We start from the raw sequence: 23,270 nt of genomic DNA, 5'->3' as shown, positions 1-23,270 counted from the left end.
TGGCCTCTGAAACCCGTGCCGCTGGCACTCAGCCCCGACCCATGGCGGCGGCCCCCAGATCCCAGATCGGGAGGAACACACCCAGCGCCAGAATCAACACCAGGATACCCATGGCCACAATCAGTATCGGTTCAATCGACTCTGCCAGTCGCTTGAGGCCGTAATCCACATCCTCATCGTAAAAATCCGCGACATTGTTGAGCATGTCGTCCACGGAACCGGTTTCCTCGCCCACCGCAATCATCTGCAGAATCAACGGGGTGAACATTTCGCTTTGTCTGGCTGTTCTGAGCAGAGTCTCGCCTCTCTCGATACCGCCTCGCATACCCTTGATGTGGGTCGAGATCCAGGCATTGTCTGTGGTGTCCGCCACCACGGTTAACGCCGTTGTTACCGGCATGCCGGCGGACAGCATGGTAGCAAAGTTCCTCGCGAACCGACTGAGCGTGATCAATTCCAGCAATGGTCCGATAATCGGCAACCTGAGTTTGTAACGATCCCAGGTCAGTCGGCCCTGTTCCGTCTGCTTCCATTGCCGCAGCAGGAGTCCGCCTGCAGCGACCGCAAAGAGCATCACGTACCAGTAGGCCAGAAGGAAATTGGAGGTTCCGACCAATACCTGGGTCAGGAACGGCAGGTCCGCCCCCAGCTTGTCGAACACCGAAGCGAATTTCGGGATAACCAGAAAGTTCACGACCATCAGCGCCGATAACAGGGCGATAATGACGAACATCGGATAGCGCATGGCCTGTTTGAGGCGACGCTTGGTGTCCCGCTCAAGCTCGAGGATTTCTGACAGGCGCCGGAAGGCGTCGTCCAGCATCCCGGTGTTCTCGCCCACATGAATCATGGCAATAAATAACTCCGAGAAGACCTTGGGATGCGCCTGCATGGCCGTCGCCATGGTTGTGCCGCCTTCGAGCCGGGTGGTCACATCCTCCAGCACTTCCGCCAGCACCGGTGAACGGGTGGTTTCCGCCAGGCCGCGCATGGTGCGGATCAGGGGAATACCCGCCTTGGTCAGGGCATGCATCTGGCGACAGAAAACAATTAGCTCATCGAGGGTGACCTTCTTCCGGAATATCGGCAGCCGGTTCAATCGATCAACAACCGAATCCGTATCCTCCACCTCCCGGATGGAGAGCGGGGTTATCCCCCGGCGCATCAGCTCCGTGGCAGCGGCATCGGCATTGGGAGCGCCCAGCAAACCCTGCTGGACACTGCCACGATTATCCTTGCCCCGGTAGCTGAACTGCATCAGGCACCTCCACCAACAGGCTCATCCGGCAAGGGAATCTCGTCATCGGGCGAGAAATCACCCTCGGAGGTCGCCGCCACCCGGGCCACTTCCTCCAGCGTGGTGGTGCCCTGTAACGCAAAATCCATGGCGCACTGTCCGAGCGGTCGGTACAGGGCGCTCAGGCGAGCCGCTTTGGTGAACTCCGAGACGTCCTGGCGCCGCAAAGCGTCCAGCATGGCCTCGTTCATTTCAAGCATCTCGTAAACGCCAACCCGGCCCTTGTAGCCCGTGTTGCTGCACTGGTAGCAACCTCGGCCATGGACGAACCCGGCTTCCATATCCAGCGGATCCAGATCAAAGCTGCGCAGCCACACCATTTCCTGTTCCGTCGGTGTGTAGGCCTCGGCACAGTTGTCACAGACCCGCCTGACCAGACGCTGGGCAACCACGCCGAGCAGCGAGCTGGCCACGAGAAAGGGTTCGGCACCCATATCGATCAGTCGCATGGCGCTGCTGATGGAGTCGTTGGTGTGCAGGGTGGAAAGCACGAGGTGACCAGTCATCGCCGCCCGCAGACCGATTTCCACGGTCTCGCGATCCCGCATCTCGCCCACCAGGATCACGTCGGGATCCTGACGCAGGGCGGCCCGAAGTACATTGGCGAATTCCAGACCGATTTTAGGGTTCACCTGCACCTGGGTAATCCGGGGCAGGCGGTATTCCACCGGATCCTCCGCGGTGATTATCTTCACCTCAGGGCGGTTCAGTTCCGTGAGGGCGCCATAAAGCGTGGTGGTTTTACCGCTACCCGTGGGGCCGGTCACCAGAATCATCCCGTGGGGTTTCTTGATCATCCGGCGGAATCGTTCCAGCAGCTGCGCCGGCATCCCGGTGCCATCGAGGTTCAACATGCCCTGGCTCTGGTCCAGCAGACGCATCACAACGGATTCACCATACTGAACGGGCATGGTGGACACCCGCACGTCAATACTGCGGCCCTTGACCCGGACGTTGAAACGCCCGTCCTGGGGCATCCGCTTCTCGGAGATGTTCAGGCCGGCCATCAGCTTCAGGCGCAGGACCAGCGCGGAATTGACCCGCTTCTCCTTCATCACCTGCTCCTGAAGCACGCCATCCACCCGTTGCCGGATACGAACGACGGTCTCGTCCGGCTCGATGTGGATGTCCGAGCTGCGGGCCTGAACGGCATCCTCGAACAGTGTTTGCAGAAGCTTGACCACCGGCGCCTCGGCGCTTTCGGATTCGGCCGAGAGGTCCGCGAGGTCGAAGGCATCCTCGCCCAGCTCGTCCTCCAGCTCTTCCGCCAGTGAGGCAATTTCATCGGTACGCCGGTAGACCAGGTCCAGGGTGCTCAGCAGCTCGCTCTCACGCACCACCGCCTGTTTGATGGGCTGCTTCAGAATGCGAACCAGCTCGTCGTAGGCAAAGATATCCAGTGGGTCGGCCATACCCACCAGCAGCTCGCCACTATGCTCCGCCAGCACGATACTGCGGAACCGTCGGGCCATGGCCTCCGGTAGCTTTTTCACCAGTTCGTTGTTGAACTGGTAGTGACGCAGCTGCACAAAGGGAACATCCAGCTGGCGGGACAGGATATTGAGCAGACTGTCCTCGTCCACATAACCAAGGTCTGTAAGCGTTTTACCAAGCTTACGCCCGGTGCTTTTCTGCTCGCGCAGGGCCGTCATCAGCTGCTGCTCAGTGATGACATTATTCTGGACCAGCAGGTCGCCTAACCGGACTTTCTTTTTCGGCTCTGTCGTCATCATCCCGCCTGCAAAGCTTTCAGTCGTTCGCGAACGTAATTCGCCAGGGACGGCGAAAGCCCGGGTAACTGGGCGGCCTGGCTGTAGGCCCGGACCGCGCTGCTGGTCTCGCCGCCTGTCTCCAGGGCAATCGCAAGGCCTACCCACCAGGCCGCGCGGCTGTCGTCCTCGGCAATAAGGGCCGACCAGTGTCGGGCCGCGTCGGTGGTGCGGCCTGCCTGCTGCAGCAAGGTCGCCAGGGTTACCCGATACTCAACGCCCTGGCGCGCTGCAGGCACGCTACTCTCAAGGGTGGCGAGTGCTTCGGGCAGACTGCCCTTGGCGTGGAGTGCCCGGGCCCTGAGAAGTCGCAGAGCGGCATCGCCGCTCGTCACCGATTCCGGAAGCCAGGCCAGAGCCCTGTCAGGCATTTCCTGCACCAGCATCTGGCGCGCGAAAACTTCGCGGCTGGCAGTCGCCACCTGAACATTCGCCAGTTCCTGCAACATCTGCTCAGCTTGACGGGGTTCACCACTCCTCAGCAGCGAGGCCAACTCCCGGCTGACTCGACGATCGATGGCTTCGGGCGTCTCACGAACCTGTTTTATGGGTGGCGTTGGCGCTTCGGATTCCTGGGCAGGCTCGGCTTCGGCCACCACCGGTGTAGTGACGGCGGGTTCAGGCTTTGGGGCTTCGGCTCTAACCGGTTCAGGTTCAGGCTCCGGCTTCTGTGGCTCAACCGCCTCGGCTACTTTCCTGGCTTCCGGTTCCGACTGAACCACAACCGGGGGCTCGGGGGCGGGCTGCGAGGCCTCTGCGGTGTTGTCGTTTTCGGCAACGCTCTCGAGTTGCAGTTCTGTTCCGGCCTCTTGTGCCGGAGGGGCACTCACGTGGACAGGTATGTCTTCATTACCGGTTCGGGTCATCAACCAGAAGGCAGATGCGCCCACTGCGCCTGCGACCAGGAAAACGATGACGACCCAAGACCCGTAACGCGAACCGCGTCGCGATTGCGACTGTCCCGCATAGGCCGCGGCCACTTCCGGCCGGTTCTGTCGCTGCTCTGCAGCACGCAGGGCATCGTTCAGCAGGCTCATAACCACCTCCCGATCAGTCCCGGCAAGCGAACGCTCTCGGTGTCGCGAATGGCCTGCATGGCATGGCCCCGCTCAATAAGACGGTCACCCCTGCCCCAGGCGGCCAACATGGACTTGTGAGCCAGAATATTAACCAGCCTCGGAATGCCACCGGAGGCCCGGGTAATCAGCCGAAGCGCGCCCGGTGCAAAAAGATCGGCGCCGTTGTAGCCGGCCTGGGCCAGGCGATGGCGCAGATACTGGGCAACCGAATGGCGGTCCAGGGGGGCGAGGCGATAGTGGAACGTTATGCGCTGGTTGAGTTGGCGCAGGCTCTGCTTTTGAAGCAGCACATCCAGCTCAGGCTGGCCAAACAGGACCACCTGCAGCAGCCGGACGCTCTCGGTTTCCAGATTGGTGAGCAGTCGCAACGCCTCGATGGTCTCTTCCGGCATCGCCTGGGCCTCATCAATCACGAGGACGACCGGCTTTTGCTCCATGGCATGGGCGATCAATTTTTCGTTGATGGCCTTGAGCACCTGATGCGCATTGGCGCATCCGGACAGTTCCACGCCCAGCTCTTCAGCCACGGCTTCGTAGAGCGTATCCGGGGTAAGGTGCGGGTTCGGAATATAGGCGGTGTACGCAATCTGCTCGAGTTCGTTCAGCAGGAGCCGGCACAGCAGGGTTTTGCCCGTGCCTACCTCTCCGGAGATCTTGATAAAGCCCTCCCGCTCTTTCAACGCCACCAGCAACAATTCCAGCGCATCACCATGGCTGGGCGCCCGCAGGAAATAGCGGGTGTTGGGCGTCAATGCGAACGGTGCTTCCTGCAGTCCGAAATGGGCTTCGTACATGCTATCGAACGGCTTTCTCCGGTTCCGGGGTAACGGATTCAGACGATTGCAGCAACTCACGCAGCACATTCATGCGTTCACGGCTGGCAGAAACATCCGCATTCATCTCGGGCATTCCGGCGACAACCGGGCGCAGGAGGATAACCAGCTCGCTCTTGCGGGACTGGAACCGCCGCTGCTTGAACAGTTCACCCACCAGCGGAATCTCGCTGAAGAAGGGAACCGCGGAATTGTTGTCTTCGCTGGAGTTCTGGATCAGACCACCGATAACCACGATCTGCCCGCTTTCGGCACGGATAACGCTGTCGGTTTCACGAACGGTGCTGCTGGCCAGAGGCAGCGTGACGTCACGCTCGCCAATGGTGATCACCTTCTCCTGATCGTTAACCTCACTGACCGACGGATGCACGTGCAGGGTGATGACGCCGTTTTCGGAAATTTGAGGCGTCACATCCAGTGAAATGCCAGAGAAAAACGGGGTCAGTTCCACGGAGGTAGAGGTTGAGTCCGTGGCCGTCACGGCCGAGTTGTTGTCGTCGAAATCAATGTCGGTCACAAAGAACTCATCGGTACCGACCTTGATCACGGCTTTCTGGTTATTCACGGTCGAAATACGTGGGCTGGAAAGAATCTGCACATTGCCCTGCTCCCCAAGCAGCTCAATCAGGCCGGTAAAGTCGCCGGCCCGCACGCTGGCGGAGAACAGGCCTCCGATATCGGAGGTCTGAATGGCCTGGCCGGCCAACGCCTGCGCGGTAAAATCTTCGGGCAGACCATCCGAGGCCGTGATGCTGGACGCACTCTGGATATCCGACCAGTTGATGCCCTGCTGGTAGCCCTCGTTGAGCGCGATCTCCAGGATCTTGGCTTCCAGAATGACCTGACGCTGCATGATCAGCTCGGTGCGGCGCAGATACTCCTCAACCATCCGCAAATCCTCGGAACCGGCACGGACCATTACCAGCCCTGCGCCCGGATTCACGATCACCTGCTGGCCATCACTGCCACCGACAATCATGCTCAGTGCGCTCTGGATATCCTGCCAGAAATCCGAGGCTGTTTCTGTGGAAATGGTTGTTCCAACCAGGTTGCGGATTTCGCCGGAACCGGCACTGTCACCACTATTGTCAGCGCTGCCTGAGCCGCCACTGCGAGCACCGGTAACCTGACCGGAGCTCACCCTGGTCTCCGAGCCGCCCTTACGCTTGAAGTGCAAGTAATCAATCGGGAACAGCCGGGTCTGGATCTGGTCCGACTGAACGCGGAACAGTCGGCCACTGCGTCGAATATCCAGCCCGTACAGGTCGCCTGCGATATCCATCACTTCCGGTACAGTGACGTCCCCCAGCCGAAGGTCGATACTGGTATTTACATCAGGATGAACCACCACGTTATAGCGGGTTCCTTCCACCAGAGATTCGAAGAAGCTTGCTGCCGGCACGCCCCGGGCATTGACGTCAAAACGTTCGTCCAGATCCGCCTCGCTGGAGAGTGGCGGCAGCAGTGCTGCGCTCACGTCAGCCGGCAGAGTTGCAGCTGCCTGACTCGGGGTCGGCGCTGGAGGTTGTGCCTGCGAAGCCTCTTCAAGGCTTCGATCAATGGCATCGGCAGCATCGGTTGAGGTGGCTGTTGCCGAGCGCATCAACGGATTGTTGCTGCAGGCCGCCAGTACCAGGCTCAGTATCAGTGCACTGGTTGTTTTGATCGTTGTCATGAGTATCCGATTATCTGTCATTGAGTTCCCCGAACCTGCGGAAGTCTCTCCAGGTACAACACCCGTTCGCGGCCGTTATCCGTTACCAGAACCCGGTTGGCAAAAATCCGGATAACCCGCACGTTGTCAAAACCCTGGCCTTCCCTGAGGGCCTCACCTTCGATGACGGCGACACGCCTGTCCTTGCTGAAAAGTATGGAATCCAGAGCAAGAGCCCGCTCTGGGGCAGGCTTGGCCACAGTTGTCTGGGGGCCCGGTGGCCGGGTCGGGTCCTGCAGTGCATGGGTTTTTCCCACCACCAGCAACAGCGAACCGATAGCCACACAAAACCACCGGATTATTGAGGCACCCAAGTTCCTGCTCACTTCACACCCCCAGCCACGCCTGATCCAGGCTCAGTGTTTGCACCCTGATGGTCGCTTCACCGGAGGGCCAGTCGCCCGCACTGTACTCCAGCTTTATCCACCCGAGACGCTCATCCAGTGCCTCGAGCCGCTCGAGATAGTTCAGCACATCAAGATAGCTTCCCATGATGCGGAGCTCGACATCATGGGCATAAAGCAGTGGTTGCGCCGCCTCTGCCTGCTCCTGTGAGGATTGATCGGGGGCATCCGGAGCGAAAACCGGGGTCGGAGTCTGTAGCTCCAGAGCCTGCAGCTCCAGTGCATCCTGGGCGGCCAGAATATCCCGCAACAGCGCCACCATCGCCCTGGGCGCGATCAGTTGCCCGGTGGTCTCCGCGATCTGCTGATTGAGCCGCTCCAGTCTCTGCTGCCGGGCATTTAACTGATCCCGCATTTCCCTGGAGGGATCGGTGGCAAGTTGCTGATTGAGCGTTTGCTGCTGCGCCAGCAGGTCGTCCCGGCTAGCGGAAAGCGTCTGGATCCGATTCTCCAGACTCTGGTGTCGTTGCTGTAATGGCGTAACCCCAAGCTCCCAGACCAGCACCACAACCAGCACGAGTGCAGTCAGCAGAATCAGGGCCCGCTCACGAATCGGTCGCAGGTTATACCACTGCGCAGCCCGGGCAAGGGAAGTGTTGGGTGCGTCCGCCATCAGTTACCCTCCCCGTCACGCTCGCTTGAAACATGAAAGTCAATCCAGCGGCCTTCCTCCGGGCGCGACAATCGGAACACACCAAAGGTTCGTCCCGTAAACGCTGGTTCCTCGCCCAGGTTCTCAAGGTACAGAGGCACCAGAGCGCCTTCGCGGCTACGCCCTTCGATAGTGACTCTGTCCGGGCCTGACTCCAGGATAACGCCTGTCAGCCAGACATCTTCCGGGATCTGTCGGGCCAATGCTGCCAGCTGTGGCGAGAAATTGCGGTCCTCGGAAAGCACCAGGCTTTCCACCCGTTCCAGTAATCGCTGGCGGCGCGCGAGGGTCTGGGTGACGCGCTCCAGAGCCTCCTTCACTTCGGCATCCGGCTGACGGGCTTGAACCGCGGCAGAAAGCTGCGCCACAGCCTGTTCAAGCTGCTGGTTCTGCTGATCAAGGCGTGAGGCCTTGTTTGCCATCACCGAATTCTTGTAAGTCAGGAAACCAGCCACGAACGCAACCAGCACCACTCCGACAACCAGAATACCAACCGCCATTCCAGCCTGGAGTCTTTCCTTTCTCGGACGCAGCTCGTCAGTGTAGAGATTGACCTGTTGGATCATGGACGCCCGCCCTCCGGCAACGGCAAGCCCGCACTCCAGGCCGGCAGGCAACGACTGTCCAGATCGGACTCAAAGCCCAGGGCACGCCAATCGAGGGTTTCAAGGCCCGCGGCGACATAGGAAGAAAGCATCGAGGCAAGAGGAAGCACGCTGTCACGGGCAACGAGGTGGATCATTGCCGGCGGCACCTGGCCCAACTGGCTTTCGTAATAGTCCAGTGAACGCTGCATCTCCAGGGCCAGTGATTGCACCGCCGACTCCTGCCGGGCGGCATCTCGAAGATCGTCGGAAGTCACATCAAGCCGGCGGGACAAGTACAGCGTGTTGTCCTTGCAGATCACCATCTGGCCGTAGTTTTCTTTCAGGTGGACCAGCGCGGCACCACGCCGGTTTTCATCCAGCCTGCATACCAGATTTCGCAACGCGAGCTCGGCGATATCAATGCGCTCCAGTTCCAGGCCGGCTTCCTGAACCAGCCGAACCAGTTCAGAGACCAGAACTTTTCTGGCGGCGACCACGTTGACCAGTTCGCCACGGCCCCGGGATGCGTCTTTCGGAAACGGGAAAACATCAGAAACCGCGTCGGACGGGCTGAAATCGAGAAAATCCTTAAGTTTCCACTTGAGGGCATCCCCCAGCTCCGATTCCTCGACGCCTTCCGGGCGGTCCATCTGGAAAACCTGATACTGGTCCAGGGGCAGCACGAGCGTTGTCGCTGCACCCGACCAGCCGTGCTTGTCGACTAGTTCAACCAGTGCCGCCTGACGCCTCGCAGGGAGGCAATCAATGAACCCCCACCTACCGGCATCCGGCCGCCCCGATTCCGCCCAGGCAATACCGTCTGGACGAATTTCAAGACTTACCCGCAGGCGAGCCCCGGAACGTCCGAACAGACCGGTCAGTCTTTTGAAGATTGGTATCTTTGTCATGGAGTCCGTTAAAAAAGGATCCGAAGCCAACTCGCCAGCATCAAGCTATTATTATGCTGCCTAAAAAACAGGCGCTTTTTACATCAAATGACATGATAGATGAGAAAGCGAACGTAACTCCACGTTTTTTTGGCCAATTTCACACCGTTTTTGCAAACCAGTAACAAAAAGCCCCCGCGAGGCGGGGGCTTAAGTCACTTTGGATGCTCAGATTCCGTTTCTGTTCACGGGAAATTTAAAACGGAATGTCATCGTCAAAGTCGTCTACCGGCTCCGGCATGCTGCCCTGCGACGGCTGATTGCTGTACCCACCTGACTGCGGTGGCGGATTGTTCTGTTGGCCCGCCGGGGCATTATAGCCGGACTGCTGAGGCCGCCCTGCCGGGGCGCCCTGATTCATACCGCCTTCGCCGCCACGGCTGTCGAGCATCTGCATCTGGCCGTTGATATCCACCACAACCTCGGTGGTGTAGACATCCTGACCTTCCTTGTTCTGCCATTTGCGCGTCTGCAACTTGCCCTCAATGTAGACCTTCGAGCCCTTGCGCAGATACTGGCCCGCCACTTCGGCGATCTTGCCGAACATGACAACCCGGTGCCATTCGGTTTTTGGCACCAATTGCCCGGTCTGACGATCCTTGTAGCTTTCGTCTGTTGCCAGATTCAGGTTCACAACGGCATTACCGTTAGGGGTGTAGCGGGTATCCGGGTCCTGTCCCAGGTTACCGATCAGAATTACTTTGTTTACGCCTCGTGCCATGCTCTGCTCCTGACTCTTTTTTCAGGGACGCCCGCGTTCCGTGCGGGCTTCCGGATTTCAAGAATGTTTAGCCTGCCGGACAAAGGAAAAGTCCGCAAGTAACGCCTCATCAAATTGCTGACGATCCACCTTAAGATAGGCGGTGGCAGCCTCTTCAACAATCACCACGTCCTGAACGCCGGGAAGGCGACGGAGATTGTCATCGATATCGTCGTACTGGTTATTCATTACCTGCTGCAACTGTACCACGAAACTGGTGGTGTGGCCGGGCGCTGGCATAGTAAGCGCCACCAGTAACCAGAGGCCAAGCACCACCACCATGAACCAGAGTACACCCTGGATTCCGCCACTCTCCAGCAGATAGCCGCCCAGGGCGCCACCCAGAAACGCACCCATGAATTGGGACGTGGAATAGACCCCCATCGCTGTCCCTTTGCTTGCCGCCGGTGCCTCTTTGCTGATTAGTGATGGCAGGCTGGCTTCAAGCAGATTGAAGGCCATGAAGAAGAAAAACAGCACGGCCCAGGCCGCAACCAGGCTGCCGGACACACCAGTAAACCCGGCAGTGGCCAACGTCAGTAACGCAATCGCCCCGCACAGCACCGGCTTCATCCGACGCTTTTTCTCGCCGATGATGATGAAGGGCACCATGGCAAAGAAAGACGTAATCATCACGCTCAGGTAGAACCACCAGTGTGACCTGCTGGCAAGACCAAACTGCTCCTGCAGCATGGAGGGAAAGACCAGGAACAGGGCGGTGAGCACCAGGTGCAGGGCAAAGATGCCGAAATCCAACCGGAGAAGACGACCGTCTGAAAGCACACGGCCCAGCATGTCCCTGGCAGGATGGGTATCGGGGCTCGTCTTGTGCTGATGCGGCGTCGGGACCAGGCGGTTGACGATCACCAGCGCCACTATTGCCAGCGCTGCGGTCGCGTAGAAGATTCCGGACAGCCCCCACCAGGCCCCAAGAAGGGGGCCGAGCACCAGGGAGACCGAGAACGACAGACCAATCGTGATTCCAACGGTCGCCATGGCCTTGGTCCGCTCCTCTTCACGGGTCAGATCACTGAGCAACGCCATCAGAACACTGGCGATAGCGCCGGCACCCTGAAGAATCCGACCGGCAATCACAACGTATATGGAGTCCGTGGCCCCGGCCAGCAAACTGCCCGCGGCAAACAGTACGAGCCCGATGTAGATCATGCGCTTACGACCGACCCGATCAGACAGCATGCCAAAGGGAATCTGCAACAGGGCCTGGCTGAGGCCGTATGCCCCTATGGCAAAACCGAGCAGGGCCGGCGTCGCATCTTTGAGATCTTCACCAAGCAGCATGAACACCGGCAGCACCATGAACAGTCCGAGCATGCGCATGGCGTAGACGGACGCCAGTGCGAGTACGGAGCGTTTTTCCAGCGCGTTCATGGCAATTACGTACCTCAGCCGGGGTTGAAAGCGGTCAGATTAAGGGCAGATACCCTTCGCAGGCGGCGCATTGTAGCAGAAGGGGCGCTGACGGGGGACAGGTCGCGTGATGCTGATCCGGGGATCATTTTCGCCGCAGCCGACCCAACGCGGTATAATTTTCGTTTTTTATCCGAGCGAGGTGTTATGGACCATATCCAGATCAAAGGGGCACGGACCCACAACCTGAAAAACATCGACCTGGATATGCCACGGGACAAGCTGATCGTGATCACCGGCCTTTCCGGCTCCGGGAAATCGTCCCTTGCGTTCGATACGCTTTATGCGGAAGGACAGCGCCGCTATGTAGAATCGCTTTCCACCTATGCCCGCCAGTTTCTTTCGATGATGGAAAAGCCGGACGTAGACCACATCGAAGGTCTGTCGCCCGCCATCTCCATTGAGCAGAAATCCACCTCCCACAACCCGCGCTCGACCGTTGGCACCATCACCGAAATATACGATTACCTGCGCCTGCTCTTTGCCCGTGCCGGTGAGCCTCGATGCCCAGACCATGGCCAGCCCCTGGAAGCTCAGACCATCAGCCAGATGGTGGATCAGGTGGTGGCCATGCCGGAGGACAGCAAATTGATGATCCTCGCGCCGGTGATACGGGACCGGAAGGGCGAACACCTGCAGGTTATCGAAACCATGCGCAGCCAGGGCTTCATCCGCCTGAGGGTGGATGGCACGGTTTACGACATTGACGATGTGCCGGCCCTGGACAAGAAACGCAAGCACCAGATTGATGTGGTCGTTGATCGATTCAAGGTGAAGCCGGGCCTTGAACAGCGCCTGGCAGAAAGCTTTGAAACGGCGCTGCACCTCGCGGACGGAATCGCCCTGGTAGCGCCGATGACCGGTGAAGGCGAAGAACACACATTCTCCGCCCGTTACGCTTGCACCCAATGTGGCTACGCCCTGAGCGAACTCGAGCCAAAACTGTTTTCATTTAACAATCCCGCAGGCGCCTGCCCTACCTGCGACGGGCTTGGCGTCAAACAATTCTTCGATCCGGAGAAAATCGTCCAGCACCCAGAGGCCACTCTGGCATCGGGCGCCATCAAGGGCTGGGATCGCCGGGCGGTCTATTACTTCCAGATGCTGGGCAGCGTGGCAGATCACTACGGCATTGATCTGGAAACGGCCTGGGTGGACCTTCCCGAGGATTTCCGAAATGTACTGCTGTTCGGCTCGGGGAAAGAAGACATTCCTTTTCGCTATGTGAATTCCCGTGGCCACATCATGGAAAAGGCCCATCCGTTCGAAGGCATTCTCCCCAACCTTGAGCGGCGCTACCGTGAAACTGACTCTCAAAGCATGCGAGAGGAACTGGCTCGCAACCTCAGCACACAGCCGTGCAAGGAGTGCGGGGGTTCCCGCCTGCGCCGTAGCGCCCGCCATGTGTTTATTGAAGAACACAATATTTCGGACGTTACACATCTGCCGGTTGGCGAGGCCCATGATTACTTCGAAACCCTCGCCCTACCGGGCCGGAAGGGCGAAATTGCCGAGAAAATTCTGAAGGAAGTCCGTCAAAGGCTCCAGTTTCTTGTGAACGTGGGGTTGGAGTACCTGACCCTGGAGCGAAGCGCCGACACACTTTCCGGGGGCGAGGCCCAGCGGATTCGCCTGGCAAGCCAGATCGGGGCCGGACTGGTTGGTGTCATGTACATTCTCGACGAACCCTCCATCGGGCTCCACCAGCGGGACAATGACCGCCTGCTGGCCACCCTCACCCACCTGCGTGATCTGGGCAATACGGTAATTGTCGTCGAGCACGATGAAGACGCCATTCGAGCCGCCGACCATGTGATTGATATCGGCCCAGGCGCCGGCGTCCACGGCGGCCACATTATCGGCCAGGGTACGCCTCAACAGATTATCGACAACCCGGATTCTCTCACTGGCCAATACCTCAAAGGCAGCCGGGAGATAGCCGTACCCAGTACGCGGAACAAAGGCGGCGGAAAATCACTGACCCTTGCTGGTGCTACCGGTAACAACCTGAAAGATGTAACCCTGAACCTGCCTCTGGGCATCATGACCTGCATCACCGGCGTGTCCGGGTCCGGCAAGTCCACGCTGATCAACAGCACCCTGTATCCGGTCGCCGCCGCGAAACTCAACAAGGCCACCAGTCTGAACCACGCGCCCTACCAGTCACTCAAGGGGCTCGACCATCTGGACAAGGTCATCGATATCGACCAGAGCCCCATCGGCCGCACACCGCGTTCCAACCCCGCGACCTACACAGGACTGTTCACGCCGATCAGGGAACTGTTCGCCGGAACCCAGGAAGCCCGCTCACGGGGTTACAAGCCCGGCCGATTCTCCTTCAACGTCAAGGGCGGCCGCTGCGAAGCCTGCCAGGGCGACGGCGTGATCAAGGTAGAAATGCACTTCCTGCCAGACGTCTACGTACCCTGCGACGTTTGCAAGGGCAAACGCTACAACCGCGAAACCCTGGAAGTCCGGTACAAGGGCAAGAACATCAACGAAGTGCTGGAAATGACCGTCGAGGAAGGCCGAGAGTTCTTCGACGCCGTTCCTTTCATCGCCCGCAAGCTTCAGACCCTGATCGACGTCGGCCTGTCCTACATCCGCCTCGGTCAGAGCGCCGTGACCCTCTCCGGCGGCGAAGCCCAAAGGGTAAAACTGGCTAAGGAACTGTCGAAACGAGACACCGGCAAAACGCTGTACATTCTGGACGAGCCCACCACCGGCCTGCACTTCTACGACATCCAGCAGCTTCTGAATGTCCTGGAGAGGCTCCGCGACCACGGCAACACCATCGTGGTGATCGAGCACAACCTGGACGTCATCAAGACCGCAGACTGGATCGTCGATCTGGGCCCAGAAGGCGGCTCTGGTGGCGGCCAGATCATTGCAGAGGGAACCCCGGAGGAAGTAGCAGAGAACGCCGCTTCCCACACAGGACGTTACCTCAAGCCCATGCTGACAAAGTAATTGGCGGGCAATGAATAGCTCTGTCGGCAAGGGGGTGGGGGTTTATTTTATGCCGGAAAAAGATGTCTGAGCGAAGCGAGTTATTTTTCCAAAGAAAATAAATCCCCACCCCCTTGCCAGCCACCCAACCGCGAAGGCTACCAATTTCCTAAAACCCAGACACAAAAAAACCGGGCCCTCACGGAACCCGGTTTTTCTGTGGTTGGCCAAAGCCGAAGAAATTAATCCTCGTCTTCGTCCACCTCTTCCGCTTCAATATCCAGCGGACGACCAACCAGCTCAACAAATGCCATCGGGGCATTGTCGCCGGCACGGAAGCCACACTTCAGGATACGAAGGTATCCACCCGGACGCTCGCTGTAACGGGGGCCCAGCTCATCAAACAGCTTGGCAACCGCTGCATCGTCACGCAGGCGTGAGAACGCCAGACGACGATTCGCGACCGAATCATTCTTGGAAAGCGTGATCAAAGGCTCAGCTACCCGACGAAGCTCTTTGGCTTTCGGCAGCGTTGTTTTGATCAGCTCGTGTTCAACCAGTGACGCAGTCATGTTACGGAACATGGCCTTGCGATGCGCACTGGTCCTGCTGAACTTACGACCACTCTTACGATGACGCATTGCTCTTATTCCTTACCTTAAACTAATCGGCGATTAACCGCCCAGAACCCGGTCGTCGCCACGAAGGCTAGCCGGCGGCCAGTTATCAAGACGCATACCCAGTGACAGACCACGGGACGCCAAAACGTCCTTGATCTCGGTCAGCGACTTTTTACCAAGGTTAGGCGTCTTCAACAGCTCAACTTCTGTGCGCTGGATAAGATCGCCGATGTAGTAAATGTTCTCAGCCTTCAAGCAGTTAGCTGAACGCACTGTCAATTCCAGATCATCAACCGGGCGCAGCAGGATAGGATCGATTTCTTCCTCTTCCTCAACGCGCTCAGGCTCTTTCTCATGATCGAAATCAACAAACACCGCCAGTTGCTGCTGGAGGATGGTGGCCGCCCGACGAATTGCTTCCTCCGGGTCGATGGTGCCATTGGTCTCCAGGTCGATAACCAGCTTGTCCAGATCGGTCCGCTGCTCTACCCGTGCGCTTTCCACGGCGTAAGCCACGCGACGAACCGGGCTGAATGTTGCATCCAGCTGCAGGCGTCCGATGGCGCGAGTTTCGTCCTCGTCGAGACCACGCTGGTCTGCCGGCTCATAGCCGCGACCGCGAGCCACGCGGAGACGCATGTTCACTTCACCATTCTCGCTAAGGTGACAGATCACGTGCTCCGGGTTGGCAATCTCGACGTCATGATCCAGCTTGATATCACCGGCTGTCACAACGCCCGGGCCTTTCTTGCTGAGCGTAAGCTCGGCATCGTCCCGACCGTTCATTTTTACGGCTACGCCTTTGAGATTCAGAAGAATCTCGATGACGTCTTCCTGGACACCCTCAATGGCGCTGTACTCGTGCAGGACACCGTCGATCTGCGCTTCAGTCACGGCGCAGCCCGGCATCGAAGACAAGAGAATCCGGCGCAGTGCACTGCCCAGGGTATGACCAAAGCCTCTTTCCAGAGGCTCAAGCGTAACCTTGGCACGCGTGGCGCTTGATTCCTTCACGTCAATGGTACGAGGTGTCAATAACTCATGTACTGAACGCTGCATAGACGCCCCTATCTGCTATCGTTGCTAACTGGGCTTTACTTGGAGTAAAGCTCGACGATGAGGTTCTCGTTGATGTCGGCCGGCAGTTCAGTACGCTCAGGTACTGACTTGTAAACGCCGGACATCTTGTTGGCGTCGACTTCTACCCAGCTCACCGGTGCACGGCTTGCAGACAGATCCAGTGCGCCTTTAACACGCAGCTGGTTCTTCGCCTTCTCACGCACGCTCACAACATCACCCGGACGGACCTGGTAAGACGGGATGTTCACCGACTTGTCGTTAACCAGGATCGCCTTGTGAGAGACGAGCTGACGGGCTTCTGCACGGGTGGAACCAAAGCCCATGCGGTATACAACGTTATCAAGACGGCCTTCCAGAAGTTGCAGCAGGTTTTCACCAGTTGCACCCTTGCCTCGGGCGGCCTCTTTGTAATAGTTGCGGAACTGCTTCTCGAGAACGCCGTAGATACGACGAACTTTCTGTTTTTCACGAAGCTGTACGCCGTACTCGGACAGACGACCGCGACGCGCGCCGTGCATACCCGGCGGAGTCTCGATGTTGCACTTTGAATCGAGCGCGCGAACACCGCTCTTCAGAAAAAGATCTGTCCCTTCACGACGAGACAGCTTGCACTTCGGGCCTATATAACGAGCCATAATTCACTGTCTCCTGTGTTAGACGCGGCGCTTCTTGGGCGGACGACAGCCGTTGTGGGGAATCGGCGTCACATCTGTGATGTTGGTGATCTTGTAGCCACACGCGTTCAGCGCGCGAACTGCAGATTCACGTCCGGGCCCAGGACCCTTAACCTCTACGTCCAGGTTTTTAAGGCCGTATTCAGCAGCCGCATTACCGGCTCTTTCAGCTGCTACCTGCGCAGCAAAAGGTGTACTCTTGCGTGACCCACGGAAACCGGAACCACCGGAGGTGGCCCAGGACAGGACGTTGCCCTGACGGTCAGAAATGGTCACGATAGTGTTGTTGAAGGACGCGTGAATGTGCGCGACGCCATCAACAACCGTCTTCTTCACCTTTTTACGGGTACGTGTACCTGGCTTTGCCATGTTTGCCTACCTGTTACTTACGAATAGGTTTGCGTGGACCTTTACGGGTGCGTGCGTTGGTCTTGGTGCGCTGGCCACGGACCGGAAGGCCATGACGATGACGCAGACCACGGTGGCATCCGAGATCCTTCAAACGCTTGATGTTCATCTGTACTTCACGACGCAGATCGCCTTCGACAGACACCTTGCCCACTTCGGTACGAAGTGCTTCAAGCTGCTCATCGCTAAGGTCTTTGACCTTGACGTCCGGCTTGACGCCGGTTGCATCGCAAAGCTTCTGGGCTGTGGTCTTGCCAACACCAAAGATGTAGGTCAGCGAGACAACAGCATGTTTGTGATCGGGTATATTGACACCGGCTATACGTGCCATCCAAATTACTCCGCGTTCAAAGCTTTGCTGTGTGAATTTTCCGCCACAAAAAGGGCGCGAAATAATAGCGCCTGACCCCGCATGGAGTCAAGCGCCATCATTTCGAAACCCTACAATGTCAGGAAGGATTCCTTCAGGAATCAGCCCTGGCGTTGCTTGTGACGAGGCTCCGAGCAAATGACTCGTACCGAGCCATTGCGACGAATTACTTTGCAGTTACGGCAAATTTTCTTTACCGAAGCGCGTACTTTCATTGTCGACTCCAGTTTTCAAGGGGAACGGGGTTAACCGTTCCGACCATAGCCCTTGAGATTGGACTTCTTCATCAGTGATTCATACTGATGGGACATCAGGTGCGACTGAACCTGCGCCATGAAATCCATCACCACGACTACAACAATCAGCAGTGAGGTACCGCCCAGATAGAACGGAACATTCCCGGCCACCATCAGGAACTGAGGGAACAGGGAAACTGCTGCAATGTACATTGCACCGAACAGCGTCAGACGGGTCAGAACACCATCGATATACTTGGCAGTCTGATCACCAGGACGAATGCCCGGAATAAACGCTCCAGAGCGCTTGAGGTTATCCGCAACTTCTTTCGGGTTGTACATCAGCGCTGTGTAGAAGAAGCAGAAGAAAACCACTGCTGCCGCAAACAGGATAATGTACAACGGCTGGCTTGGCGCCAGGGCCTGGGAGATATCGCTCAACCATTCCATACCTTCGCCCTGGCCGAACCACTGACCCAGAGATGCAGGGAACAGCAGAATGGATGAGGCGAAGATCGGCGGAATGACACCCGCCATGTTCACCTTCAAAGGCAAATGGCTGGACTGCTGAGCAAACACCCGGCGCCCCTGTTGCCGCTTGGCGTAGTTGATCGTCAACCGGCGCTGACCGCGCTCCATGAACACCACGAAGCCAATTACAGCAACCGCAAGAACGCCAATACCCAGGACGACCAGCAGACTCATCTCACCATTACGGGCCTGCTCGAGCGTCTGACCGATAGCGCCGGGCAACCCGGCAACAATACCGGCGAAGATCAGGAGAGAAATGCCGTTACCGACACCCCGCTCGGTGATCTGCTCGCCAAGCCACATCATGAACACGGCGCCACTTACGAACGACACAACTGCCACGAAGTGGAAGCTGAAGCTGTCATTGAAGGTGACACCCTGTGATGCCAGGCCGACAGAAATACCAAAACCCTGAACCAGGGCCAGGATAACCGTACCATACCGCGTGTACTGGCTGATCTTACGACGACCAGCTTCGCCTTCTTTTTTCAGCTGCTCAAGCTGCGGGCTGACCGCAGTCATGAGCTGCATGATAATAGAGGCCGAAATATACGGCATGATACCGAGAGCGAAGATACTCATGCGCTCAAGCGCACCACCGGAAAACATGTTGAACATGCTCAGGATTGTGCCCTGGTTCTGTTCAAACAGTGCCGCCAGACGGTCGGGGTTGATACCCGGCACAGGGATGTGGGCACCGATCCGGTACACCAGCAATGCCAGGAAGACGAACCAGAGCCGCGATCGCAGCTCTGCCAGTCCTTTACCCGCGCCCGCAGGCAATGATGCGTTCTTGGCCATTTAGTCCTCGACTCGCCTTAGTCTTCGACTTTACCACCCGCGGCAGAAATTGCCTCGCGCGCGCCTTTGGTTACCCGAAGTCCCTTCACGGTTACCGGCCGGCTCAATTCACCAGACAGGATAACCTTGGCTTCGCGAATTTCCCCGCGAATGATGTCCGCCTTCTTCAGGGCTTCCAGATCCACCACATCGCCTTCAACCTTCGCCAATTCGTTCAGGCGAATTTCTGCAACGTAACGCTGCTGACGGGAGGTGAAACCAAACTTCGGCAGACGACGGGCCAACGGCTGCTGACCACCCTCGAAACCGGGCGCTACGCTGCCGCCGGAACGGGATTTCAGACCTTTGTGACCACGACCGCCGGTTTTACCGAGACCGCTACCGATACCACGACCGACACGCTTGGGTGCCTGGCGTGAACCGGGTTCCGGACTAAGTTCGTTCAGACGCATCTTAGTTCTCCTCAACCCGAACCAGGTAATCAACCCGGTTGATCATGCCGCGGATAGACGGAGTATCTTCCACTTCCACGGTGTGACCGATTTTACGAAGACCCAGGCCCTTGACGCACAGCTTGTGCTTGGGCTGGCAGCCGATGGGGCTGCGGGTCAGAGTTACTTTGATCGTTTTTGCGTTCGCCATGACTTCAACCCAGAATCTCTTCCACGGTCTTACCGCGCTTGGCTGCAATATCTTCAGGCGCTTGAGTTGCCTGGAGACCCTTGATGGTGGAACGTACCACGTTCACCGGGTTGGTAGACCCGTAACACTTGGACAGTACGTTCTGAACACCCGCCACTTCCAGTACCGCACGCATCGCACCGCCGGCGATGATACCAGTACCTTCGGAAGCTGGCTGCATGTAGACCTTGGAGCCGCCATGCTGAGCCTTAACCGGGTATTGCAGGGTAGTGCCGTCGAGCGGAACTTCTACCATGTTCTTGCGTGCAGCTTCCATGGCCTTCTGGATGGCGACCGGCACTTCACGCGCCTTGCCACGACCGAAACCAACGCGACCTTTACCATCACCCACTACTGTCAGTGCGGTGAAGGCGAAAATACGGCCACCTTTAACAACCTTGGCGACACGATTGACCTGGACCAGCTTCTCCTGGAGCTCAGGCGCCTTCTGTTCGTTAACGCTCATCTTCTCCACCTCTTAGAATTGCAAGCCAGCTTCACGGGCTGCGTCGGCCAGAGCCTGAATACGGCCGTGATAACGGTAACCGGAGCGGTCAAAAGCAACCTGCTCAACACCTGCTGCCTTGGCACGCTCAGCAATCAGCTGACCAACCTTCTTGGCAGCGTCCACGTTACCGGTTGCACCCTGGCGCAGTTCCTTATCCAACGTGGAGGCAGAAGCCAGCACTTTGCTGCCGTCTGCAGTCGTGACCTGGGCGTACATGTGACGCGGTGTGCGGTGAACGCACAGACGATTGGTACCCAGTTCACGGATCTTCATGCGCACTTTGCGTGCGCGACGCAATCTTTCGTTATTCGCGCTCATAGTCCCGCCTTATTTCTTCTTGGCTTCTTTGCGTCTGACCTGCTCATCCGCATAACGAACACCCTTACCCTTATAAGGCTCGGGCGGACGGAACGCGCGGACTTCCGCAGCGACCTGGCCAACCTGTTGCTTGTCGATACCGCGAATCACAACTTCCGTATTGGACGGAGTTTCTGCGGTAATCCCCTCGGGCAGCTCGTACTCCACCGGGTGAGAAAAACCCAGTGTCAGATTGAGCTTCTTACCTTGCGCCTGGGCACGGTAACCTACGCCCGTCAGCTGGAGTTTACGTTCCCAGCCTGTGGAAACACCGGTCACCATGTTGTTGACCAATGCACGAGTAGTACCAGCAAGAGCGCGGGACTTTGTAGCACCATCGCGGGCCGCAAAGCGCAGAACATTTTCTTCCTGCTTTACTTCAACCGCCTGGTGAATGGTGATTTGAAGCGCTCCCTTGGAACCCTTCACACTAATTTCCTGTCCGTTCAGCTTAACCTCAACACCGGAAGGCAGCACGACAGGATTATTGGCAACCCTGGACATGTGTATCTCCTAGAATACGGTGCAGATGACTTCGCCACCCACGCCAGCAGCTCGTGCGGCGCGGTCTGTCATAACGCCCTTGGACGTTGAGACAATCGCGACTCCCAGACCACCGGATACTTTCGGCAGTTCCCCAGCGCCTTTGTACTGGCGCAGACTCGGACGGCTGACCCGCTTGATCTCTTCAATGACCGGCTTGCCGCCGAAGTATTTCAGAGTAATCGTCAGCTCGGGCTTCGCGTCGGCTGAAACGGAGAAATCGTCAACATAACCTTCGTCCTTCAGGACTTGGGCTACGGAGATCTTCATCTTTGAAGACGGCATCGTAACGTCTGCTTTTGATGCCATCTGTGCATTACGGATACGGGTAAACATATCCGCAAGCGTGTCTTGCATACTCATTGGTATGAGGCTCCTGATCTTTTTAGTTGTGCAGCGGCTTGCCGCACCGCTTACCAACAGGCACCTGACCGAAGTCAGGATGCCTATCTTACCAGCTTGCCTTGGTCAGGCCCGGAACGTCACCGCGCATGCCGTATTCACGGAGCTTGATCCGTGACAGCTCGAACTTGCGCAGAACGCCGTGGGGACGACCAGTCACCTGGCAACGATTACGAAGACGTGAGGGAGAAGCATCGCGAGGAAGCTGCTGAAGCTTCATCTGTGCGTCCCAACGCTCTTCATCGCTGGTATTCGGGTTCTTGATAATCGCCTTGAGCTCGGCACGCTTCGCTGCAAACTTTGCAACGGTCTTTTCGCGCTTGAGCTCACGGTTTTTCATGGAAACCTTAGCCATTACACTCGTTCCTTATTTCTTGAACGGAAAGCCAAAGGCTTTCAACAGTTCGCGACCTTCATCGTCGGTACCGGCAGTGGTGGTAATGGTGATGTCCAGACCACGGATCTTGTCGACTTTGTCGTACTCGATCTCTGGGAAAATGATCTGCTCACGCACACCCATGCTGTAGTTACCACGACCGTCGAACGACTTGGGATTCAGACCCCGGAAGTCACGAATGCGGGGAACCGCAATGTGAACCAGGCGATCAAAGAAGTCCCACATACGCTCGCCGCGCAGGGTAACCTTACAGCCGATAGGCCAACCTTCACGAATCTTGAAACCCGCAACGGATTTACGTGCCTTGGTAACAACGGCTTTCTGACCTGCCAGGCGCTCAAGATCCGCCACGGCATTTTCAATCAGCTTCTTGTCACCAACCGCTTCGCCGACACCCATGTTAAGGGTGATCTTTTCGATACGCGGCACCTGCATGATGTTCTTGTAGCTGAACTCTTTCTGCAGGGCGGGTACCACTTCCTTACTGTACTGCTCTTTCATGTTAAGCATCGTAACCACCACCGCTTACTGGTTATCGACAGCTTCATTCGTGGACTTGAAGATCCGCACTTTCGCGCCGTCTTCCTTGATCTGGAAGCCTACGCGATCGGCTTTGCCGGTCTGCGGATTAAAAATAGCCACGTTGGAAGCCTGGATAGGTGCTTCTTTTTCGACGATGCCACCTGGGGTGCCCAGCATCGGGTTCGGCTTGGTGTGCTTCTTGATCATATTGATCCCTGAAACAACCATGCGGCCATCGTCCTGAACCTTCAGGACTTTACCACGTTTGCCTTTGTCTTTCCCCGTGGTGACGATTACTTCGTCATCTCGTTTGATCTTTTTCATAACCGGCCTCTGGTCCTTTAAAGTACTTCGGGTGCCAGTGAGATAATTTTCATGAACTTCTCATTACGCAGTTCACGGGTAACCGGTCCGAAGATACGGGTACCGATAGGAGCGTCCTGATTGTTCAGAAGTACTGCCGCGTTTCCGTCGAAACGGATCAGCGAACCGTCGGGACGGCGAACACCCTTACGAGTGCGCACCACGACAGCTTTCAGGACCTGGCCTTTCTTCACCTTACCGCGGGGAATGGCTTCCTTGACGGTCACCTTGATGATATCCCCAACGCTGGCATAACGCCGGTGTGAACCGCCCAGGACCTTGATGCACATCACCTGACGCGCACCGCTGTTATCCGCGACTTCAAGCATTGTTTGAGTCTGAATCATGGTTGTTCTCC

Annotated in this window: 29 protein-coding genes; 1 reads left to right on the top strand and 28 read right to left on the bottom strand. The window is 57.6% G+C overall.

The annotated features are described in order from the left end of the window. Positions 1-28 precede the first annotated feature (28 nt). From NUW46_RS03565 to NUW46_RS03515, 11 genes are all read right to left on the bottom strand, one after another. Positions 29-1,258, bottom strand: coding sequence for a type II secretion system F family protein (locus NUW46_RS03565; protein WP_418141371.1), 1,230 nt, complete (start codon positions 1,256-1,258; stop codon positions 29-31). After that, positions 1,258-3,027 carry a GspE/PulE family protein gene (locus NUW46_RS03560; RefSeq protein ID WP_418142007.1) on the bottom strand — a complete coding sequence of 590 codons (1,770 nt, stop codon included), beginning with the start codon at positions 3,025-3,027 and terminating at the stop codon, positions 1,258-1,260. The genes NUW46_RS03565 and NUW46_RS03560 overlap by 1 nt, the downstream gene beginning before the upstream one ends. Beyond that, positions 3,027-4,103, bottom strand: coding sequence for a tetratricopeptide repeat protein (locus NUW46_RS03555; RefSeq protein ID WP_418141370.1), 1,077 nt, complete (start codon positions 4,101-4,103; stop codon positions 3,027-3,029). The genes NUW46_RS03560 and NUW46_RS03555 overlap by 1 nt, the downstream gene beginning before the upstream one ends. Next, positions 4,100-4,939, bottom strand: a complete 840-nt coding sequence (locus NUW46_RS03550) for an ExeA family protein (RefSeq protein ID WP_291909250.1) — start codon at positions 4,937-4,939, stop codon at positions 4,100-4,102. The genes NUW46_RS03555 and NUW46_RS03550 overlap by 4 nt, the downstream gene beginning before the upstream one ends. 1 nt (position 4,940) lies before the next feature. Next, on the bottom strand, positions 4,941-6,653 hold the full coding sequence (gene mshL / locus NUW46_RS03545) for a pilus (MSHA type) biogenesis protein MshL (protein ID WP_209398983.1): 1,713 nt from the start codon (positions 6,651-6,653) through the stop codon (positions 4,941-4,943). A 17-nt stretch (positions 6,654-6,670) separates the two neighbouring features. Next, positions 6,671-6,976, bottom strand: coding sequence for a hypothetical protein (locus tag NUW46_RS03540; protein WP_227514620.1), 306 nt, complete (start codon positions 6,974-6,976; stop codon positions 6,671-6,673). A 43-nt stretch (positions 6,977-7,019) separates the two neighbouring features. Continuing rightward, a complete protein-coding gene (gene gspM, locus NUW46_RS03535; protein WP_418141369.1) occupies positions 7,020-7,709 on the bottom strand; it encodes a type II secretion system protein GspM in 690 nt (229 codons plus the stop codon). After that, a complete protein-coding gene (locus tag NUW46_RS03530) occupies positions 7,709-8,314 on the bottom strand; it encodes a PilN domain-containing protein (protein WP_069185091.1) in 606 nt (201 codons plus the stop codon). The genes gspM and NUW46_RS03530 overlap by 1 nt, the downstream gene beginning before the upstream one ends. After that, positions 8,311-9,243 carry a biogenesis protein MshI gene (locus NUW46_RS03525; RefSeq protein ID WP_228744654.1) on the bottom strand — a complete coding sequence of 311 codons (933 nt, stop codon included), beginning with the start codon at positions 9,241-9,243 and terminating at the stop codon, positions 8,311-8,313. Before NUW46_RS03525 ends, NUW46_RS03530 begins: the two co-directional genes overlap by 4 nt. 235 nt (positions 9,244-9,478) lie before the next feature. Next, on the bottom strand, positions 9,479-10,003 hold the full coding sequence (gene ssb, locus NUW46_RS03520) for a single-stranded DNA-binding protein (RefSeq protein WP_069185089.1): 525 nt from the start codon (positions 10,001-10,003) through the stop codon (positions 9,479-9,481). Between the two features lie 57 nt (positions 10,004-10,060). Continuing rightward, a complete protein-coding gene (locus tag NUW46_RS03515) occupies positions 10,061-11,431 on the bottom strand; it encodes an MFS transporter (RefSeq protein WP_069185088.1) in 1,371 nt (456 codons plus the stop codon). A 186-nt stretch (positions 11,432-11,617) separates the two neighbouring features. On the opposite strand from NUW46_RS03515, the gene uvrA reads away from it, so the two are divergent. Further along, positions 11,618-14,440 (top strand): excinuclease ABC subunit UvrA, encoded by a 2,823-nt coding sequence (gene uvrA / locus NUW46_RS03510; protein WP_069185087.1) that lies wholly within the window; start codon positions 11,618-11,620, stop codon positions 14,438-14,440. Positions 14,441-14,661: 221 nt separating this feature from the next. Here the strand turns inward: uvrA and rplQ are convergent, their stop codons facing one another. The 17 genes from rplQ to rplN form a co-directional block, all read right to left on the bottom strand. Continuing rightward, on the bottom strand, positions 14,662-15,060 hold the full coding sequence (gene rplQ, locus NUW46_RS03505; protein ID WP_064230334.1) for a 50S ribosomal protein L17: 399 nt from the start codon (positions 15,058-15,060) through the stop codon (positions 14,662-14,664). Between the two features lie 33 nt (positions 15,061-15,093). Next, positions 15,094-16,098 (bottom strand): DNA-directed RNA polymerase subunit alpha, encoded by a 1,005-nt coding sequence (locus tag NUW46_RS03500; protein WP_008174911.1) that lies wholly within the window; start codon positions 16,096-16,098, stop codon positions 15,094-15,096. A gap of 35 nt (positions 16,099-16,133) precedes the next feature. Next, entirely contained in the window at positions 16,134-16,754 is a 621-nt protein-coding gene (gene rpsD / locus NUW46_RS03495; protein WP_069185086.1) for a 30S ribosomal protein S4, read from the bottom strand. Positions 16,755-16,772: 18 nt separating this feature from the next. After that, on the bottom strand, positions 16,773-17,162 hold the full coding sequence (rpsK, locus tag NUW46_RS03490; protein ID WP_007153992.1) for a 30S ribosomal protein S11: 390 nt from the start codon (positions 17,160-17,162) through the stop codon (positions 16,773-16,775). 13 nt (positions 17,163-17,175) lie between these two features. After that, complete coding sequence (rpsM, locus tag NUW46_RS03485) at positions 17,176-17,532, bottom strand: 30S ribosomal protein S13 (RefSeq protein WP_014575963.1); 357 nt, start codon at positions 17,530-17,532, stop codon at positions 17,176-17,178. A gap of 140 nt (positions 17,533-17,672) precedes the next feature. Next, complete coding sequence (gene rpmJ / locus NUW46_RS03480; protein WP_008174902.1) at positions 17,673-17,786, bottom strand: 50S ribosomal protein L36; 114 nt, start codon at positions 17,784-17,786, stop codon at positions 17,673-17,675. Positions 17,787-17,816: 30 nt separating this feature from the next. Then, complete coding sequence (gene secY / locus NUW46_RS03475; RefSeq protein ID WP_064230335.1) at positions 17,817-19,139, bottom strand: preprotein translocase subunit SecY; 1,323 nt, start codon at positions 19,137-19,139, stop codon at positions 17,817-17,819. A gap of 17 nt (positions 19,140-19,156) precedes the next feature. Next, on the bottom strand, positions 19,157-19,591 hold the full coding sequence (gene rplO / locus NUW46_RS03470) for a 50S ribosomal protein L15 (protein WP_069185085.1): 435 nt from the start codon (positions 19,589-19,591) through the stop codon (positions 19,157-19,159). Position 19,592: 1 nt separating this feature from the next. Continuing rightward, a complete protein-coding gene (rpmD, locus tag NUW46_RS03465) occupies positions 19,593-19,781 on the bottom strand; it encodes a 50S ribosomal protein L30 (protein ID WP_012139786.1) in 189 nt (62 codons plus the stop codon). Between the two features lie 4 nt (positions 19,782-19,785). Next, the gene (gene rpsE, locus NUW46_RS03460) at positions 19,786-20,286 is read right to left on the bottom strand and encodes a 30S ribosomal protein S5 (RefSeq protein WP_008174892.1); all 501 of its coding nucleotides are present in this window, start codon (positions 20,284-20,286) and stop codon (positions 19,786-19,788) included. A 12-nt stretch (positions 20,287-20,298) separates the two neighbouring features. Further along, entirely contained in the window at positions 20,299-20,646 is a 348-nt protein-coding gene (gene rplR / locus NUW46_RS03455) for a 50S ribosomal protein L18 (RefSeq protein WP_041341459.1), read from the bottom strand. Positions 20,647-20,655: 9 nt separating this feature from the next. Continuing rightward, positions 20,656-21,189, bottom strand: a complete 534-nt coding sequence (gene rplF / locus NUW46_RS03450) for a 50S ribosomal protein L6 (protein ID WP_008174888.1) — start codon at positions 21,187-21,189, stop codon at positions 20,656-20,658. Between the two features lie 9 nt (positions 21,190-21,198). Then, positions 21,199-21,591: a 30S ribosomal protein S8 gene (gene rpsH / locus NUW46_RS03445; protein WP_069185084.1), complete on the bottom strand. Its 393-nt coding sequence runs from the start codon at positions 21,589-21,591 to the stop codon at positions 21,199-21,201. 88 nt (positions 21,592-21,679) lie between these two features. After that, on the bottom strand, positions 21,680-21,985 hold the full coding sequence (rpsN, locus tag NUW46_RS03440) for a 30S ribosomal protein S14 (RefSeq protein WP_012139779.1): 306 nt from the start codon (positions 21,983-21,985) through the stop codon (positions 21,680-21,682). Positions 21,986-21,997: 12 nt separating this feature from the next. Further along, a complete protein-coding gene (rplE, locus tag NUW46_RS03435) occupies positions 21,998-22,537 on the bottom strand; it encodes a 50S ribosomal protein L5 (protein WP_008174883.1) in 540 nt (179 codons plus the stop codon). A gap of 15 nt (positions 22,538-22,552) precedes the next feature. Beyond that, positions 22,553-22,873, bottom strand: a complete 321-nt coding sequence (gene rplX / locus NUW46_RS03430; RefSeq protein ID WP_069185083.1) for a 50S ribosomal protein L24 — start codon at positions 22,871-22,873, stop codon at positions 22,553-22,555. Positions 22,874-22,890: 17 nt separating this feature from the next. Then, the gene (gene rplN / locus NUW46_RS03425) at positions 22,891-23,259 is read right to left on the bottom strand and encodes a 50S ribosomal protein L14 (RefSeq protein ID WP_007154005.1); all 369 of its coding nucleotides are present in this window, start codon (positions 23,257-23,259) and stop codon (positions 22,891-22,893) included. Positions 23,260-23,270: the final 11 nt, after the last annotated feature.

Source organism: Marinobacter sp. MA (assembly GCF_048298425.1).
GTDB lineage: Bacteria > Pseudomonadota > Gammaproteobacteria > Pseudomonadales > Oleiphilaceae > Marinobacter > Marinobacter salsuginis.
This window is presented reverse-complemented; position numbering and strand designations above follow the sequence as displayed.